This is a genomic window from Paraburkholderia sp. SG-MS1 (genome assembly GCF_012275575.1).
In the GTDB taxonomy this organism is placed as follows: Bacteria; Pseudomonadota; Gammaproteobacteria; order Burkholderiales; family Burkholderiaceae; genus Paraburkholderia.
Window position 1 is genome coordinate 75,002 of sequence record NZ_NPIH01000276.1, and the last position, 17,570, is coordinate 92,571.

Sequence of the window (17,570 nt, forward strand, 5' to 3'; positions counted from 1 at the left end):
AGTCTTTTCATGAGTTTTCCTGTCAGGTAGCGAGAAGGCGCAGCGCAGCCAGGGCACCGAAGGTGAGCGCCAACGAGCCAAACATCGCGCAAACGGTCCATATGGCCCCCTGTGGCTGAATTTTCGGTCGGCGTAAACACCGTACGTCGCGGTATGGTGTGCCACTGTCTTCTTAGCTCTCCCTATCCGAACGCTCTCATTTCGGCGGACATATAAGTGGCGTCTATGGTTCGTCTGTTTGCCCACCAGGCGGCTTGGATCGAAGCTCCCGCTGGTTCAGCGCAAGAAGTCCATGTGTAGACGGAAGCCGCTTAGCCGAGGATTTCGTGTGCAGCGACCTGGTCGAAGACCACCCGTCAGCTTGTCGGAGGTGCTTTGACAGGATCGATCCTTACGACTGCCGGCCCTCTAGTCGCGTGCGGGTCGCTGAAGCGGTCGCTAAGCAGCGCGATAAAGCCGGAGAGTAGGAAGATAGCGGCGGTCACGAACCAGCAGAGGCGGTAGCTCCCAGTTGCATCAATAATCCAGCCGGTCGCGATCGGACCAGAAAAGCCCCCGACCAGACCAACGGAGTTGACCAGCGCTATGCCGGCCGCCGCCGCGGCCCCATTGAAGAATCTGGGAAGAAGATTGAAATAAAGCGGCATGGCCGACATGAAGCCGGTCGCGATGAAGCACATGCCTACCATGGTCGTAAGGGGGCCTTGCGCGAACGCCGAGATCAGACTTCCGGCACTTCCGATAGCAGCGGCCAGCATAATGAACAGTCCGGTTTTTTGGAATTTGTCGGCGAAATGAGCTATCGCCAGCATAGAGACGAGGGATACGACGAAGGGGGTTGCGTTGAGGGCGATCACGGTGCCGGGAGCAAATCCTATTCCGAATGAGGATTGAAATGCCTTGACCAGGGACGGCAGGAAAAACGTGAGTGCGTACGCGCTGTACGCGAGGCCGAAGTAGCCGAGGCCCAGTACCCAAGCTCGATAATCCTTTAACGCATCGGTGAACCGATGGCCACTGGACCGGTGGCCTTGCCGCTCCACATCGCTCTCTTCAATCAAGTGTTTCTTCTCATCCGAAGTTAGCCAGCGGGCGTCACGTGGATGATCGGGTAGTCGTTTAAGAACGAGGATTGCGCACACAACGGCGAGCATGCCCGTAACGAAAAACAACACACGCCACCCCGCAAGAGAACCGGTTCCCGTTGAGACCAGGATCTGAGCCACCGGGGCTCCCAGTATGCTCGCAATCGGTGTAGACGCGAGGAATAGCGTGATAGCTGCACCGCGGTTCCTTGCGGGCACCCATAGCGCAAGATAGGCGATAATCGCCGGAGCGAATCCGGCTTCCGCCACGCCAAGCAGAAAACGCAACCCGATGAGGGTATCGGCGTTTGGCGCGAACGCCATCAGCGCTTGGACGACTCCCCACGTCGCCATGATTCGCGCGATCCAACGACGGGCGCCAAACTTGAGCAGCATGGCCTGGCTCGGGATCTCAAAGAGAATATAGCCGAGGAAGAAGATTCCTGCCGCGGTTCCGAACAGCTTAGCGGACAGGCCGAGGTCCGCGCTCATCCCATTCGGCCCCGCATACGAGATGCTGATTCGATCAAGGTAGGCGACAAACATCAAGGCCATAAGGAAAGGAATAAGACGGCGGAACACCTTATCCTTTGATCTCTCCGAAACCTTCTGCTGGTAATCGCTCATGTTTCTCCTCCTTGATTCGCTATTGTTCTATCTCTGCGGATCGGGTGAGGAGTCGGCTCTGGGCCGCTCATCGTGCTCCGCATCGGACTCGGCTGGTCAGGCCCAGCGGTTTGAAAGTTTTCCTGAGGGTGCTGATCTGGCCTGCAGGAAACGCTCCTCCGCTTTCAGGCATTAGGTCACCTGATACTCCGTTCGATTGATACTGCTTGCATCCGTCGATTTGTTGATACTCTTGAGCACCTTAGCCTAGGCTACGAGTGGCGGTATCAAGGCCCTACTCGCCCGAGTAAGATCGGACGGAGAGTGACAGGTCAATGGCAAGCCAATCGGCTTTCGATAAATAGTCCATCGCCACCGGCAGTACATAGCTCTGTTCGACCTGGATGCGACCGTGGTGAATTTCTCGGCAGCTCTTTATTGCGGCATCGAAGCTCGAACCGTGCCGCATACCCGTCGACTCACAAACCTCGAGTGCGTCTATGAGCGCGCGCACCAACAATACGCCTTGGTTATGTTCACGCCGCAACCGGTCTAGCACCGGCTGCATCGCAGGACACCGGTGGGCGATCAATAAAGACACTATCCCGTTTCGGGTGGCATAGTGTTCGCGCCTCAGCATGTCTTTCAACTGCAGGAGACGCTCACGGAGCACCTGGAAATCGGGTCGTGCCTCCGGCGAACTGGCATCCTCTGACGCCTGAGATAAAAGTTGCAGCGCCTTTTGGATCAACCGATGCTTTTGCTTGATATGCTTGACTGCACTCGGCTCGCTGGACATGTCGAAAAATTATTGCTGGAGCTCAAGACGATTCGAGCTGGAACGCACCCGACCTTTTCCCGCCCGCCCCGTTACACGATGACGGCAAAGATAACCATGACATCGAGCACCTAGCGGTGATTCACGCAATGCCGGCGGTCTCGCCGCCATCGCACAGGTATTCGCCGCCTGTGCAAAAGGAACTCTCATCAGAAGCGAGAAAAAGGGCTAAGTTTGCGATGTCCTGGGGTAGGCCGACACGCCCCATGGGCAACGCCTCCCCGCGAAGCTGCAGCTTCTCTGAACCGTAGGCCTCCCGTGTCATAGGCGTATCGATAACGCCCGGAATGATCGAATTGACCCGGATTTTATGGGGCGCGAACTCGAGCGCAGCAGACCGACTCAGGCCGCGCACGGCCCACTTGCTTGACGCATAGGCTGACAGGCGTGCGCGCCCTGTCAGTGCAGCAATTGACGAAATATTGATGATCGATCCACCATGGGCCCTCAACGCGGGGAGCACCGTTCTCATCCCTAGAAAGATCCCTCCGAGGTTGATACGCATGACACGATCAAAATCCGCCAAGCTCGTTTCTTCGATCGGTGAAAAATGACTGATCGCGGCGTTGTTCACTAGAACGTCGAGCCGGCCGAAGCGCCCCAGCGTCTTTTCAACTGCTGCTTTCCAACCCGCCTCATCGCCGACATCCAGCCGCACGTAATCGCAATTACTGATCTGGCCGGCCACGACGCGAGCCTCGTCTTCACGCACATCAGCGATCATCACCCGAGCTCCGTGCTCCGAAAATAAGCGTGCTTCGGCTGCACCTTGCCCCTTGGCACCCCCGGTAATCAGCGCCACTTTACCGTCAAGATCAAACATCTGTATTCCTAGGTCAGTTTAAGCTGCCCGGTTCAGTGATACCCGGGGCCTATTGATCCACGTTGCAGTTGAGCCATTGACCCCTGCTCGCGGTGTGTCGATCAGGCTGCTTTTGCGCGACACGGTGAAGCGCAGCCTATGGTTGTCTTGGGTGCCGCTACATCGATAGAGTGAGCGCCAAGAGGTAGCTGTATCGTACGAATTTGACGTTTGCGTCGCAGTCCCCTAGGCAGGGGACAGGTGACGCAGAACATGCAGCTTTCTCCATCAAAGCGTCAGTCCTGCAATAATGTGGAGATGGCATAGTCATTGATTAGACGCTCAGTACGACATGAGCGTCTCGATGTCCACTAATACTGTCCAGCGAATGAGGCTACCTTCAGACGCCTTTTTAATGGTTTTTTCGCAGCAAGTTGGTGGGGCGAAACAGAGGCGATGTCTTACGTGTTGCTTATGCAGCCAACGCTTAGAATTGCCGAGTTGCAGACCGCGCGTTGCTATGGCGGCACCTCATCCGCCCTTTTATGGTCATGTGCATGACTTCGATGCCACCGAGCAATATGCGGTCGCAACGAAAATTCTTGAATCCCAGCGTGGGACGAATGCGACGCTTGATAGCCCGATGGTTCTGCTTGACGACGTTGGTCATATACTTGGTCTGATGAATCTTGATTGACCTTTCTCGTCCGGCACTGATCGCATGCAGCGCGCGAGATTGGCGCCGTTTTTGCTGATCGTCACCGTCTCCGGGACGCCGTTTCGATCGATGGCCTTCTCGAAAAACGCCGGGCGGCCACCTCGTGCCGCTTGGCTCGCAACCGTATCGCCCACTTTGTCAACAGCCCGGTACAAGTTCTTCCATTAACCGTTGACCTTGGCGTAGGTTTCGTCCATTCGCCAGTTTCTAGCGACTGCGCGTTTGTGTCGCCGAAGCGTCTTTTCCAGCGCGGGCAGAAGTTTGATGGCGCGGCGATGCACGGTCGAATGATCGACCGAAACGTCCCACTCGGCCATCATCCTTCGGATGACGCAGGTTCAGCGGATCGGCCATGCGCCAGCGCACACAATTCATCATCACATCCAGTGGAGATGTGCAGCCGTTTGAGCACCTTGTCCATACCCGCATCAGACTCGTCATCGTCGATCAAGTTTTTCGTTTTCCCGGCGCTACGACAGCAGATCGTCTTAACGCGACAGAGCCATTTTAAGCGACGTCTTTTTTCTCGAACCCTGGGCGAGGAATGAGGCTCAACCAAGCCTGACTCAGCCCACCGTCCACAAGAATATCCTGGCCGCTGATGTAGCCGGAACGTTGGCTCGCAAAGAACAAAACCGCTTCGGCGATATCCAGGGGAGTGCTGATTCGGTGCGCGGGTACGATTTCCTCACGGCGTTGGCACACTGCGGGATCCAAGTAAATAGACTCCGTCATCGGAGTCCGAACCATTGCCGGGCAGACCAGATTGCTACGGATCTGGTGTCCGCCTAACTCTGCCGCCAGCAATCGAGACAGCATCGCCACGCCCGCTTTGCTAACGCTGTAAGCTCCACTGTATGGCTGCGGCTCGTGGCCCGACAACGATCCGATATGCACCATACTTCCACAGCCCACCTGGATCATATGCCGTCCAAAGGCCTGGGCACATAGCAGGTAACCAGTGACGTTCACGGCCATCAACTGGTTCCAGCGATCCAGTTGCACATCCATTAGTGAGTCGGGGTAAATAGTTGCAGCATTGTTCACTAGAACCTCGCATGGACCCAGTCGGTCAGCGATGATGTCGGCGGTCGACCGCACATCCGTGGCATTCGTCACATCGCACTGGAATCCTTGCGCCTTCAAGTCCAAATCGGCCAGTGCTTGCACCATAGCCGCCGTGCCGCGCCCGTCGCGATCTAGCAGCGCGACCTTGGCGCCAGCTAACGCCAGTTGCCTCCCAATCTCAAAGCCAATGGCGCCCGCGGCTCCGGTCACTACGCATACGCGATCCTGCAAGCCCAGCCAGTGATAGTTCTCGACATTCATTTTTGTACCAATCCTTATGAATTCCGGCAAGGCGCTTCCCCACGCCGGCCAACAACGACTTAGCCCGATGCTCACGCGGGAGTGATGCGCAGAGGGAGGGTGTCCAGCGTTCGCAACGTATTTACCAGCCGGTAGGTGATGTCGCCCGTGATTTCAAGGCGTTTTGTACGGCGCACGATGGCCCCGATGATCGCTTCGGCCTCCATTCGTGCAATCATCTGTCCAATGCACATGTGGGCCCCTACGCCGAACGCACGGTGCTGTCCCATCACCGCTCGCTTGACATCGAACTTGTCTGGGTCATTCCATTTGCGCGGATCGCGATTGGCAGCGCCCGCGTAATATCCGACCTTCGTGTCCGCCTCAAGGCTGTAGCCGCTGAGTTCGACCGCGCCGACGGTTGTGCGAAAAATCAATTGGGCCGGAGACTCGTGCCTGATGGCCTCTTCGAACGCGTAGCGCACAATCGACGGATCAGCCGCAACGAGATTGAATTGATCAGGGTTCCGAGCAAGCTGATGAAATGCGAATCCGATCCCTGCCATCGTCGTGTCCACGCCTGCCCGGAAAAAGGAGCGTACATGAGCCGCCGCCGTCCCCTTCTCAAAGTCGCCTTCATCCTCGGCTTGGTATATGCGTGCGCCGAATCCGCCCGGGCTCATCTTGTCGCGCTGCAATTGCGCAGCGTACCAATCAAGTATGGGCTCCGCGCGTGCGAGTGCACGCTGCAACCGCTCGTTGTTAGGACCTAGCTGATTGAAGTTGAGTTCGCCGGTAATGACCAATCTCTCCGGTGGTATATCGATGCCCAGCAGACGGGGAAAGACACCAAGGACAAATGCCTCAACGACGTCCCGCACACCGTCAACATCACGCTGGTCAAGCACGCGTTCCGCCACTTGATCCGCATGCATCTCGAACTCATCACGCCACTGCCTGATGACCACCGGCGAAAGCACTTTCTGCAGCGCCGCCCTTACGCTCGTGTGCTCGGGGGGATCGATTTCAGAGATGGGGCTTTTCGCACGCCAAGCACCAGGCTTGCGTATATCGCTTAGGCCGATTCCGCCTTCTACCGTAAAACGGGTATGGTCCGTCGCGACAATGCCTACTTCCTCGTAGCGACCGACCGCATAGTAGCCATGAGGCTTGATGTAAGCCACGGGGCCAACTTCCCGCAGCATTTCAAAAAATGGGTACGGGTCGGCGAGGACCTCGTCGGAGAACGGATCGATGTCCAGCACCGGACACGTCTTAAGCCCATTTGAGAGTTGATCAATCGTCGGCATAACGTTTGGGAGGGGAAGAAGTAGACCCTACTGTCGACCGTTCACACTGACTAGTCCATCCCCTTGACGGGGGACAAGCTTTCGCAAGCAACCGAGGGCCGCATACACTAGACGACGGCCCCCCTTGCCTATGCCACTGCCGGTACTTTCAGGCACCTACAGCGCGCACATGCACTTATCCGGGCGCCGAAAGAACGCGTATCCAACACGAGCAACACCGTCCCGCACCGATGCCGGCGGATTTGCAAGACGTGCGCGCCCCCGGCGACTCGACTGCTTCAGGTCGATGGCGCTGTTGCAGGCGGCTTCCAGTCGCTGTTGCCGTAGTCTTTGGCCAGTCGCAAGAAGCCCAGGAAGGTACGATCGGCTTGCTACGGATGCTGACGTCTGTGCGCGGGCCAATCGTGGCGGCCTCGCTCCGCTGACGCTGCAAGCCCCAACCGATGAAGGCCTGATGATCGGCCGGCATATGTTCTTCGAAGGCAGTTCGCCGGGAACCGCACGGTTCCTTGGATGCCTTGGCGTTCGGGCCCACGAACAGCGCGCCGATCGCCAAGTCCGCTTCGGCAAGACCGAAGAAGCGTTGCTTGCAACCGGCGAGAATCCATCGCTGCGCCAGGAGCACTCCCTGTTAGACCTTGGCCCTGTCCTTCGGTTTTTTTACTATGATTCGGAACGACTCTTACGGAAAAAGCGAAGCCATCGCGCCGTAGACGCGATTTACGATGAGTTCGTTAGAAGCTCGGTTTGTGGACGCCCCGCTCCCGTTTGTCCGGTACGACGCTTTCGGTACATCCGCCGATGAATTCGAACCTGCGCACATGCGAGCGTATCCGGTCAGGCAACTCCTGCGTCCAACTCGCTTTGGCGTATTCGTAATCCGATGCTCCGAGAACAACAACAAGCAGTTCGGATCGCGGATCTCGCCGCTCTGCGCGTCGGTGACGGCGACCCTGTCGAGGGAGTAGTCGACCAACGGCTTCTCTCCGGGCGCGCGCCCCTAGTGCAAAGTCAGAGGCAATGCACTCGCACGCCCGTTGTCGAGGGCGCAGAACAACGTGTGCCGCAGCCGTTGCGATGTTCGGCCGCCAGCTCGTTCCACGAGCATGTTGAGCATAACACTCCTGTGCGACAACTCGCGCCGCACAGTGGGCCAAGCGGGTTTGGGGCGTAGCGTCTCGCCCCGGTGCCGGCAGGCACAGCACCGCTTCGAGTTCGCCGGCCAGAGCGGCGTAGCCAATTGGTAACTGAGTCCATCGCGTTGCATGCGACAAACGTATTGCCGACGGTGGTCAGCGAGGCCTCAAGCGCACGGGCGATCTTTCGATATTTGAGACTGGCGTGAGGTGACGCAGCCGCTGCGCGTTAGGGCGATATCTCCAAACCGTCCTGGTCACCGCTCCGGGTCCAATGCGACGCAGTTCCTTGCACGGTGGCGAGCCGCGTCCCCACACAGAGGGACAGCAACTTAACGCCAACTAAATTAGTTTGTGCGTGTCGTCGGCAAACTATCGATCCCAAGGTTGCGATCCTATGACAAGTGAGACTTTCGGAAGACGTGAAACCGATCTGTGCGGCGCCCGTTACCTTCGCCACAGAATGTTGACGACCCGAACTAACGCGCGGAAGTGCCTGCGCAGTGCAACGAAGCATCCTATTCAATAAACCGAAATAATAGCCGGGCGCCTTCCGACCCACAATTTACCTGCCTCCCGGGAGTCAACGACAGATGAGCGAATGTTGGCTCTCCGCTTTGCTGCGGAGCGCCGAAATTCCATCTTACGAAGCTTCCGTCCTTCGACGGCTGAACCTTATACATATGGAGCCACTGCGGCAGCCGTGTCAAGTTTCGATGCGGCATATCTGATACGACATGCGGCCGATCTGCGGTTGGAACCGCTAGTACGCGCGCCGTTGCAACGTACCCATACGTTTGCCGAATGAGTGGCCACCGTGGTCTTGGCACGTGCACACCTGGTAGGCCTTTAACGAATAGCTCTTCCATTTACAACAAAATCGCCGGTTCGACCGGCACACGGAGACGAAGATGAAACGACCGCTGGCCTTAAGCGTGGCGATTGCCATTGCACCCATCACCTCTGCTTACGCTCAAAGCAGTGTCACCTTGTACGGAATCCTTGATCTGGGCGTCAATTACGTTAGCAACGCCCAGTTTACTTCGCCGGGCTCACCTCGGGGGCGCGATGGCGGCCACGCGTACACAATGAGCAGTAGCGTGTTGCAAGGCTCGCGTTGGGGTCTCACCGGCGCCGAAGATCTTGGCGGCGGCTATAAAGCGATTTTCAAGATTGAGCGTGGTTTCGACGTAACAAACGGCCGACTTCAACAAGGTGGCACGATGTTTGGAAGACAGGCTTTTGTCGGTATTTCAACTCCCATTGGTCGTATCACTCTAGGGCGGCAGTACGATGCAACCTACGATGTGATCGCTCCCCTCGGAGGCGATTTTGCCCACGGAGGATTCGCTCTTCACCCCGGAGACATTGCTAACGCTAACGGGACATATCGTATCAACAATGCCATAAAGTTCACCAGCAACCGGTATGACGGTTTTCAAGTGATCGGAATGTACGCTCTCGGTGGCGTAGCAGGGCACTTCAAGCGAAACAGCATCTACTCAGTTGGCGCATCTTATAGCATAAGCTCAGTCGATCTGGCTGTTGGCTACCTGCGAGCTGACAATCCGAATCAGTCTCTTTACGGCAACATGACGAATAGTTCGCCGACCGCGAATAACCTAACCGCTTTCACGGGCGTGCAAGGAAACCCCATAATTGGCGGTTTCGCATCCGCAACGACATTTCAAGCCGTTGACGCCGCCGCTCAATATGCGTTCGGCAGTGCACTTTTATGCATTAACTATTCGAACATCGGCTTTAAAGACTTAAACAATCCCGCGTCTGGCACGTTGTCCATGACCAATCCCCTAAGTTATCGAGGCACTGCGACTTTCAATAACTATGCAGTATATGGAGTCTATACTGTTACGCCTTCTGTCAGTCTTAGCGCCGCATATGATTTCCTGACAGGAGGGAGTGTGGACGGAAAGCCAAGGGCCCGATATCAACTGTTCAGTCTAGGCGCTGACTACTTCCTTTCAAAGCGAAGTGACATTTATGTTACGGGCTCGTTTATGAAAGCAGCTGGGACAGACTCGACAGGCCAACCGGCTGTGGCGTTCGTTTTCACGAACACACCGTCGAACACCCATAACCAACTAGCTCTTCGGATCGGCCTCAGGCACAAATTCTGAATGCGTCGGAGGATCGGTGATCTGGCGGTGCGAATTCCACTCGGGTGAAGAAACGGCGAACCCCATAGGCACCGAGCCGTGCACAGATGGGCATTGTAGAACGAAGAGAATTTTATCTAACACGCGCCGGTGGTCCAAACGTTTCAGACTCCTCGAGGACACCGGCATTCCGAGATTGGTCATTCTTTTTGGTGGGAAGACACCGATCCTCGCCTCAGTTTTCCGCTGGGACAGAGAGGCGAACGCGCAAAATCAGGCAGGTGGTAAGTGGAATATCCGGGGCCTGAGCCAGCGATAATGCTGGCGAAGGAACCGGGCAAATGACGAAACGAACGCGACGCACGCACTCAACGGCGCTCAAAGCGAAAGTGGCCCTGGCGGCTGACAAGGGCGAGCGCACGCTGGCCGAACTGGTGCAGCAATTCGATGTGCACCCGAACCAGATCAAGGAATGGAAACGGCAATTGCAGGAGCGCGCGGCCGACTTGTTCCGCGCGGCCGGCCCGGTGTCGAGCGAACCACCGGTGGACGTGAAGACCTTGCATGCGAAGATCCGCCAACTCAGCCTGGAAGATCATTTTTTAAGCGGCACGCTCACCAAAGCGGGATCGCTGAGCGCAAAGCGATCACGGACGCTGGCGCGCCTGCTGCGCCGGGAAGCCCACGAGGTCGGCCGCCGCCGCGTGCGCACGTTCATGAAGCGCATGGGCGTGGACGTCCCACTTAAAAATCTCAGAGGACTGTCCGAACAAACGCGGCCACCTCTCTCGACCGGCTGCTGCACCACGCTCACATTGTTCAAATCAGCGGCAAAAGCTACCGGCTCACGGACAAGCGAAAGATCGGCCAAGCGGCGACACGCACAGCCGCGAAAGGGGCTGCGCAACACAAGGACCTCGGGGTAGATTTACTTCGGCGGCTCGACGTTCGCCGGTCAGAGCTCAGTCGGCGTTGACAATTTCATCAAGGCTGATTAGTTTAAGTCGCGCGTAGTACGCATATGCATTTTCTGTTCAGCCAAACCTAGTCTATCTATTCAATCAGATGACGTTCAGCTAACCAATTGCGAATTAGCTGGTTTGCCTGACTTAGCAACTCGGGTTGCCCAGCGTAGTAATGGGTTGCGCCTTCTACGACACGCATTGTTTTATCCGGACTAGCAGCAGCATTAAACACCATCTGAGTGTGCGGCTTAGGTACCGCGTCGTCTGCGGTGTTCTCGATGACCAGCAACGGAGCAGATATTCGGGCAGCGCAACTGACCCCATCCGCACGTGAATCTTCAATCGACCATTGCGAGAGCCACGATCGTAGCGTGCAGAATCGCGCGAGTCCAACGGGACCAGTGTTCACCGTTTCTGGGTTCCCAAGATAGCACCAGCGCGGCTTCCGGTCGTTAGGGTCGAGCGTCGGATCCAGGAAGCGCGGGTCCGCCAACGTGCGATGCACGACAAAACCACGCTCAATTTCGCCGGTGTTACGGCGTTTCAGTTCCTGGAGCGTGTCTTTAACGCGCGATGTAATTCGGTGCATGCGCCTCAGTTGAGCATTTCGGTACGCAGAAATGAAATCGGGCGAATACCTCGGCTGGTTGGGATTACGAGGATCATAGATATCGAAATTTATGTCTCGGCTATCCGGGTTCGTCTCGTCTTCAACCGATGGGTCCAGCATATCGAGAAGAAGTTGGGCTCGAGAAATGTGAGCGGCCTGGAAGATAACTGCGTCTGCCGGAAGAAGGTTAGCGTTTTTCAAATCCACTGGATCTCCTGCCGGCGTTTGCGTGACCGAAGGATCTTCAGCCTCTGCTTGGTAGAAGAGGGCCAATGAGCCCCCACCACTCCAGCCCGCAAGTACTATTTTCTCGTATCCCAAGACCTCCTTCGCATGACGAACGTATGCACCCAGATCAAGGACGACTTTTTCCATAATCAGAGCAGCATCGTTTTTAACATAACGACTGGCTGCACAAAGCACATGTGCACCACGTTGCACCGCAGCACGCGGAACTGGGAGGAGCTGCAGCGTCGATGTGGGGTGCATGTAGATCAAAAGCGTTTTGGAGGCCTCGCCCTTGGGCCGCATCAAAATACCTTCGAGATTTACCGCTCCTTGGTTTCCTGAGAACCCGTACGTTTCGGTGAAGGTGGAAGTATCCCTATATTGGATGTGCAGCCACTGGGTATCGATCTCGAAGGTTCTGTCCGCGCTCATCGTCTTTTTCCGTGGGGGTTGGGGGGAGGTCGTGAAAACCTCTCGTTCCTATAAGATTAAATTCGTAGGTGGCGAAATGCAGCCCCCCCCCAAGGGGACAGCTTTCTTACTGCTTAGCCAGTCAGTATCGCCGCGAGTAATTGCGCTGCATGAATGCGAGGGACGACCATTTCCTGGACCTACATCTACGACATCAACGTAATTGGCCCAATCAATCAGAAGGGACTGATCTTGCCAATCTACCTCCATTGCCCAGCCGGTGTTCGCCTCGAAATTACGACCGCACTGGACAAGGACTGGAACCGACACACCGAAAAAGGCTACGCCGACCTGGCGCAATGGCTCGAGTGCAAGGAAAAGGCTAAGCGTGAAGGTAAGAACGTATTCAGTGCGCTGATCAAGATGATCAAGGAGGTACGCCGTACGTGTTCCGCCAGCGAAGTACGCGCGGGCAACCGCGGAAGCGGGCGGAGTCAAACGGGGATGATCTTTGGTGGCCGCCGCGCTCAGCTGAGCGCGGCGTAGGCAAGAGCGACCGTAAGCGCCGCAGCTTTAAGTGCTTGCCAGTTCAACAACCCATACTTCGGCAAGCAACGGCTGCACGCACCGATACATTTGTCTCCGCAGTCTTTTGGTATCGATTGCGAGTTCATTGTGTGTTTGAGCCCCTGTGTAGCGTTCAAGCACTGAAATTGTGACTTGGCTGGCCGGCAGATGAACGTTACGACCAAGACAAAACACTGGTTGCGGAGCTTGACGGTGGGAAGACGTTCCATGACCCATCGTAGTGACGAAAAAACACGATGCTAGGCAAAGCATCGGATCGCGACACGCCGATTCGGACGAAGCGCCATTGCTCCCGACTGGTGCGCCCGAATTCGATTACATGCCCTCTGACTGGCGGCGTAATAACAAACCACTTGTCAACAAGCTGGCGTAACGACTTAGGGTGCGTAGACATGACAGATTCCCGTGAATCAGATACCGCGGCCCGACGGACGATGCATGACTTGAGTATAGGTAGCGCAACCTATAAATTCAAGCCGTGTAGGTAAGCGTTCGGGTAAACAAGTATTCGCGGATAACGTCGTCAGCCGCCTAACACTCAGCCGCAACCGGGCGCTTGGTGGACGTTTTCTTCGATTCCACGATTGACACTATTGGTTGTTCTACCTATTGTTGATCTTATGGACACAGGGATAATGACAAACGCCGGTGCCGCATTGTCCCGGCATTATGGGAAGGCCGGCGTAATCAACGGAGCCGGGTTCGGCGTACGACGGAACCAACGGTGAAAGCAAAATGAAACATTTTGAACTCAAGTCGGAATCGATTCGTGCGCCGTTACAGCCAGCGGTTACGTCGCGAAAACGGGGCAGTCGGGAAAGTCGAATCCCCGAAATCATTGAGGTGTCTATCAATGTGTTGGTGGACGTCGGCTATGCGGGCTATGCGATTAACCGCGTAGCGAGCGAAGCAGGCATACGTTTAAGCACACTGCAACATTACTTTCCCAACCGGGATGAACTGCTGCGCTGCACGATCGAAGAGATCTCGAGGCGATATCTCGAGCGCTTTCGCGAGCTTGCAGAGAACCGCAAAGTCACGCCCAAGCGGCGACTAGAAGATATCGCGGAAGACGCCTTCAGGGAATTGGTAAAGCCAGGTCTTCCGGTAGCAATTTTTGAGAGTTGGGTCTTAGCACTGCGTGAACCGTTTGCGAAGGATCTGGTTATTCGATTACGCAGAGAGTACAGAACGATGTTCGCAAGTCTCGTGGGGGAAATTAATCCCGCCTTGACGCTAGAAGAACGGTCTTTACGCGGTGCACTACTGCAATGCAGTTTCGAAGGCCTAGTGACTTTTTTGCGGTGGAATGACGATGATGCTATCAAGCAGGCGTTATTTAAGAATGCGATGAAAGTTGTTTGGACTGGCCTCAGCGAAGCTTCGGAGTAAAGGCGCAGGGTCCTACCTTGGTAGGACCACTGGAAGTGGGCCGGAAGATAACGTCACGAACTGCCGCTGCTTGTTTGCTAGCGTCGCGGTTCAGATGGCGATAGGAGACAAAGATGGAAGTGCTTTTCCGCGAATGCGACGGCGGCAGCCTTGGACGACCTGAGGTGCTTGCCAAAGTAATTGACAGCATTGGAAGCGAACAGTTTGCCTCGACGCTGTTGAGTTTGTTAAATTCGATCAGCGGTGCTGATCACTGCGCGGGATTTCAGTTCGAAAATGACAGCATCCATTCGTTGTTGATAGAGAGTCTTCAGAAAAGTGAGTCGGCGATCACGTACGCTTCTCGTTATTTCAAGGAAGGGTTGTGGCGCAAAGATCCAGCCATCTCGGCGGTGCGTGGCAGGTTGAGCGGCGCAGGCGCGGGCCTGATCCATGCCGATATCAACGACCGGTCGTACGACGAGATCAAAGCTTACATATTTCCCCGCGTGCGTGATCGGATACTCTTGTGCCGACGTCTTGAAAATTCGATTATAGGCGTCAGTGTTGTCTGCACGGACCCCAATCAGTCTTTTAGTGACGACGCTGTTCAACAGCTCGCAGCAGTTTCCAATATTCTCGTTTCGAGCTTGATCAAGCACGTGACCATGTCAGCGTCAAGGTCTGGTGTATCAACTGCGCTGAGCAGTCTTTCCGAGATCGAGCGTTGCCTGATTGCACGAAGCAATCTGCCGCGGCGTGAATCAGAGGTTTGTGCACGCGTCCTCTATGGCGTGTCGTCGCTGGGCATCTCTCTTGATCTTGGCATTGGAGAAGAGAGCGTCAAGACCTACAGAAAGCGTGCATACCAGCGGCTAGGTATCGGCTGCGAACGGGAGTTGCTCCGCTGGTATCTTGCAAATTGGAGTGCATGGGCTAACCCACGGCTTGGTGCCGCTGCCTGAGCTATCATCGGATGTCGATGAGGCTATGGCCCCCAAGCCAGCAATGTATTAACCGATTTTCATGTCCGATCCAAGAAGCGTAGGTCGGCTAGTATTGGGTCAACGACAAAACCGCGCTCGATCTCACCAGTATTGCGGCGCTTTGGCTGATCTACATTTCGCTTATCTATGAGAGATGCCTTCCAGCGGAGAAAATCATTTCGCCGCAGCCAAGGTTTTTTCTGGCGTAACGCACGGGTGCGCTCGAATCGAGGGCGGCTTTTTCCATTATCAAGACCGTGTCATATTTTACGCAACGGCTTGCCGCACAAAGCGCGTATGCGCCCCACTGCACTGTTCCACCCGGAATGGTTAAGAGCTGTACCGTCGATGTGGGACGCATGTAAATCAGAAGTTTCCGCGAGTCTATGCCCTTGGGCCGTAGCAGGATCCCCCAGATCGACGGCGCCCTGCCTCCCGGAGAATCCATAGGTCTCCATGACGACAGACGTGTCCTCAATGGCGATATATACCCATTGTGTTTAATCTGGAAGGTCGTGTCCGGCGTCAAGGCGTCTTTCCGGTGAGTGTTTCCGATGCCTCAAACGAATTTATCGCCCCCAAATTAGCGGGACCGAGCGCACGCCGTACACCGAACCGCTATCGTAGTACGGAATCTCGGATGCAGGGACGCCGAGCGCAAGATTGGGCAGCCGCTTCCAGATCGAATCATGCACCAGTTCCAGCTCGCATTTGCTCAACGCAGCGCCAGTACATCGATGGATACCGCCACCGAAGGCCATGTGGTTCCGTGCATTTTTTCGGGTGAGGTCAAGGCGATCGGCATTGGGGAAAATTGACTCGTCGCGATCGCCAACGCTGTTCAATAAGATGACGCCTTCGCCAGCCTTGATCTGCTGGCCGGCGATCTCCATATCCTCGACGGCTACACGGCGACGGCCAGTGTGCGTGACCGACAGGTATCGGAGCAATTCGTCTACCGCGTTAGTTACGAAAGCTGCATCCCGGTTAGTTCGCAACAATTCGGCTTGGTCTGGATGATGCAATAGCGCGATCGTGCTCAACGCGATCATGTTCGCGGTCGTTTCATGACCCGCGATCAGAATGAAGCGTGCCATCTCGATCACTTCCTTCCGCGACAGCAGGCCCGGCTTAAGCTGCTCTTCGACTAACCGGCTGACTAGATCGTTATCGGGCCTCGCTTGCTTGATATCGATCAGGTGTTCCATGTAGTCGTAGAGCTCTTTCGCAGCACTCGCGGCCTCTTCTGAAGACGCGGTAGTGGAAGTGCAAACGTTGCTTTTTTCGCTGAAGTACTCACGGTCGCCAAACGGAACTCCTAGCATTTCGCAGATGACCATCGTGGGAATGGGAAGTGCAAAATCTTTAACCAGATCAAAGGTTGGTCCGTTGGCGATAATGTTGTCGATTAGAGATTCAATCTTCTGCTTGATCGCCGGGCGCATTTCTTCAACTCGTTTAGTTGAGAAGTCGCGCAACAGCATCTTCTTTTGCACTGCGTGCTCTGCACCATCCATCGTGCGCAGATTCCGGTCCTTGCCGATGGATTGCTTATACGCAGCACTTTTCTCAGGATAGCCGGGGCGAGTCGGATCTGCGCTCAATCGATTGTCATTGAGCGCGGTGCGTACTGTTTCGTATTCTGTGAATACCCATGCATCCACACCATCCCACTGCTTGATGCGCGCGACGCCGCCTTCTGCACGCATCTTCAATAGAGCCGGCGGAGGATCTAAAGGGTGCTCCGGATCGCGTGCGGGCGGGAAGATCGGGAAGTTTTGAATCGGACATTCTGGCGTTTTCATCTTGCGTCTCTCATAGTATTCAGATTAGACAGTCACCCACCTAAGCGCGTTGATCGCCGGTAGCATGGGAGCTCATGCCGTTACTACGGGTACCTGCTCAAAAAGGGTAAGCGTCTCATGGGCAACTATCTCCCACTTGTCGGTAGAATGCTCAGCGAATGCCGGATCGGCGAGCGCGGCCTGCAGTGCATTTGGGTTCGGCAACTCCCAAAGGTCAATAACAGTATTGAGGTCGCCTGAAATACTCGAGAAGCACCCGATCAACTTCCATCCGTGCCTGGCCTGGAGGGGAGCCATGACCGCGAGCCGATTCTTGAAAGCTTGCAGCTTTCCCGGGTGAAGTTTGATCAGAGCGTGAAGAAAAACCATGTGTAGCACTCCTATTACCAGCGACGAACTCGAAAGCGAAGATGGGAAAATCATCCTCTCTATGAAGTTAACCAAATTCAAAAAGATCGGTCAGTCCCTGTCAAAGGTGACCGAGTTCAATTGCACTTTGGTCGCAACTATGTTTCGCGAGCGCACATGCGGTAACTGTGTATATGAGTCGCTGATTCATACTCCCGCAAACTACTTCGGCACAATCTTGAGACGTTACAGGGCCGTGCCGACTACGGGTGGTTTGATGCGCTTCCGCAGTACAGTCGGCCCGCTTCCCCAACCGTTCCTGACGGGTTCCGCGGGCG

General features: G+C 55.6%; 12 protein-coding genes and 3 pseudogenes. 6 read left to right on the top strand and 9 right to left on the bottom strand.

Annotated elements, in window-relative coordinates:
- Positions 1 to 356 precede the first annotated feature (356 nt).
- The 6 genes and pseudogenes from CIC12_RS28980 to CIC12_RS29005 all read right to left on the bottom strand — a co-directional run bounded on the left by CIC12_RS28980 (position 357) and on the right by CIC12_RS29005 (position 6,622).
- Positions 357 to 1,712, bottom strand: coding sequence for an MFS transporter (locus tag CIC12_RS28980; protein WP_168669366.1), 1,356 nt, complete (start codon positions 1,710 to 1,712; stop codon positions 357 to 359).
- Positions 1,713 to 1,986: 274 nt separating this feature from the next.
- A complete protein-coding gene (locus tag CIC12_RS28985; protein WP_168669368.1) occupies positions 1,987 to 2,490 on the bottom strand; it encodes a hemerythrin domain-containing protein in 504 nt (167 codons plus the stop codon).
- A gap of 121 nt (positions 2,491 to 2,611) precedes the next feature.
- Entirely contained in the window at positions 2,612 to 3,352 is a 741-nt protein-coding gene (locus CIC12_RS28990; protein ID WP_168669370.1) for an SDR family NAD(P)-dependent oxidoreductase, read from the bottom strand.
- A gap of 466 nt (positions 3,353 to 3,818) precedes the next feature.
- Positions 3,819 to 4,470: pseudogene (locus CIC12_RS28995) on the bottom strand (IS6 family transposase).
- A gap of 86 nt (positions 4,471 to 4,556) precedes the next feature.
- On the bottom strand, positions 4,557 to 5,378 hold the full coding sequence (locus CIC12_RS29000) for an SDR family NAD(P)-dependent oxidoreductase (protein WP_168669372.1): 822 nt from the start codon (positions 5,376 to 5,378) through the stop codon (positions 4,557 to 4,559).
- Between the two features lie 71 nt (positions 5,379 to 5,449).
- Positions 5,450 to 6,622: a cytochrome P450 gene (locus tag CIC12_RS29005; RefSeq protein WP_168669374.1), complete on the bottom strand. Its 1,173-nt coding sequence runs from the start codon at positions 6,620 to 6,622 to the stop codon at positions 5,450 to 5,452.
- 2,092 nt (positions 6,623 to 8,714) lie between these two features.
- Between CIC12_RS29005 and CIC12_RS29010 the strand changes: the two genes are divergently transcribed.
- The 3 genes and pseudogenes from CIC12_RS29010 to CIC12_RS33465 all read left to right on the top strand — a co-directional run.
- A complete protein-coding gene (locus CIC12_RS29010; protein ID WP_168669376.1) occupies positions 8,715 to 9,941 on the top strand; it encodes a porin in 1,227 nt (408 codons plus the stop codon).
- Between the two features lie 320 nt (positions 9,942 to 10,261).
- A pseudogene (locus CIC12_RS33460) lies at positions 10,262 to 10,575 on the top strand (transposase); the annotation flags it as partial.
- A 123-nt stretch (positions 10,576 to 10,698) separates the two neighbouring features.
- Positions 10,699 to 10,896: pseudogene (locus CIC12_RS33465) on the top strand (ATP-binding protein); the annotation flags it as partial.
- A gap of 77 nt (positions 10,897 to 10,973) precedes the next feature.
- Here the strand turns inward: CIC12_RS33465 and CIC12_RS29020 are convergent.
- A complete protein-coding gene (locus CIC12_RS29020; RefSeq protein ID WP_168669378.1) occupies positions 10,974 to 12,155 on the bottom strand; it encodes an alpha/beta hydrolase in 1,182 nt (393 codons plus the stop codon).
- A gap of 153 nt (positions 12,156 to 12,308) precedes the next feature.
- Between CIC12_RS29020 and CIC12_RS29025 the strand changes: the two genes are divergently transcribed.
- The 3 genes from CIC12_RS29025 (at position 12,309) to CIC12_RS29035 (ending at position 15,058) form a co-directional block, all read left to right on the top strand.
- On the top strand, positions 12,309 to 12,680 hold the full coding sequence (locus tag CIC12_RS29025; RefSeq protein ID WP_168669380.1) for a hypothetical protein: 372 nt from the start codon (positions 12,309 to 12,311) through the stop codon (positions 12,678 to 12,680).
- A gap of 777 nt (positions 12,681 to 13,457) precedes the next feature.
- Positions 13,458 to 14,114, top strand: a complete 657-nt coding sequence (locus tag CIC12_RS29030) for a TetR/AcrR family transcriptional regulator (RefSeq protein WP_168669382.1) — start codon at positions 13,458 to 13,460, stop codon at positions 14,112 to 14,114.
- Positions 14,115 to 14,227: 113 nt separating this feature from the next.
- Positions 14,228 to 15,058, top strand: a complete 831-nt coding sequence (locus CIC12_RS29035) for a LuxR C-terminal-related transcriptional regulator (RefSeq protein ID WP_168669384.1) — start codon at positions 14,228 to 14,230, stop codon at positions 15,056 to 15,058.
- Between the two features lie 590 nt (positions 15,059 to 15,648).
- On the opposite strand, the gene CIC12_RS29040 is transcribed toward CIC12_RS29035, so the two are convergent.
- Both CIC12_RS29040 and CIC12_RS29045 read right to left on the bottom strand, forming a co-directional pair.
- Entirely contained in the window at positions 15,649 to 16,884 is a 1,236-nt protein-coding gene (locus tag CIC12_RS29040; RefSeq protein ID WP_168669386.1) for a cytochrome P450, read from the bottom strand.
- 72 nt (positions 16,885 to 16,956) lie between these two features.
- Entirely contained in the window at positions 16,957 to 17,253 is a 297-nt protein-coding gene (locus tag CIC12_RS29045) for an NIPSNAP family protein (protein ID WP_168669388.1), read from the bottom strand.
- Positions 17,254 to 17,570 lie beyond the last annotated feature (317 nt).

Excerpts from the sequence above, each read along its gene's own strand:
- CIC12_RS29000 (WP_168669372.1), bottom strand. The coding sequence starts at position 5,378 with ATGAATGTCGAGAACTATCACTGGCTGGGCTTGCAGGATCGCGTATGC.
- CIC12_RS29030 (WP_168669382.1), top strand. The coding sequence starts at position 13,458 with ATGAAACATTTTGAACTCAAGTCGGAATCGATTCGTGCGCCGTTACAG.
- CIC12_RS28990 (WP_168669370.1), bottom strand. The coding sequence starts at position 3,352 with ATGTTTGATCTTGACGGTAAAGTGGCGCTGATTACCGGGGGTGCCAAG.
- CIC12_RS29035 (WP_168669384.1), top strand. The coding sequence starts at position 14,228 with ATGGAAGTGCTTTTCCGCGAATGCGACGGCGGCAGCCTTGGACGACCT.
- CIC12_RS28980 (WP_168669366.1), bottom strand. The coding sequence starts at position 1,712 with ATGAGCGATTACCAGCAGAAGGTTTCGGAGAGATCAAAGGATAAGGTG.
- CIC12_RS29020 (WP_168669378.1), bottom strand. The coding sequence starts at position 12,155 with ATGAGCGCGGACAGAACCTTCGAGATCGATACCCAGTGGCTGCACATC.
- CIC12_RS29010 (WP_168669376.1), top strand. The coding sequence starts at position 8,715 with ATGAAACGACCGCTGGCCTTAAGCGTGGCGATTGCCATTGCACCCATC.
- CIC12_RS29045 (WP_168669388.1), bottom strand. The coding sequence starts at position 17,253 with ATGGTTTTTCTTCACGCTCTGATCAAACTTCACCCGGGAAAGCTGCAA.
- CIC12_RS28985 (WP_168669368.1), bottom strand. The coding sequence starts at position 2,490 with ATGTCCAGCGAGCCGAGTGCAGTCAAGCATATCAAGCAAAAGCATCGG.
- CIC12_RS29025 (WP_168669380.1), top strand. The coding sequence starts at position 12,309 with ATGCGAGGGACGACCATTTCCTGGACCTACATCTACGACATCAACGTA.
- CIC12_RS29040 (WP_168669386.1), bottom strand. The coding sequence starts at position 16,884 with ATGAAAACGCCAGAATGTCCGATTCAAAACTTCCCGATCTTCCCGCCC.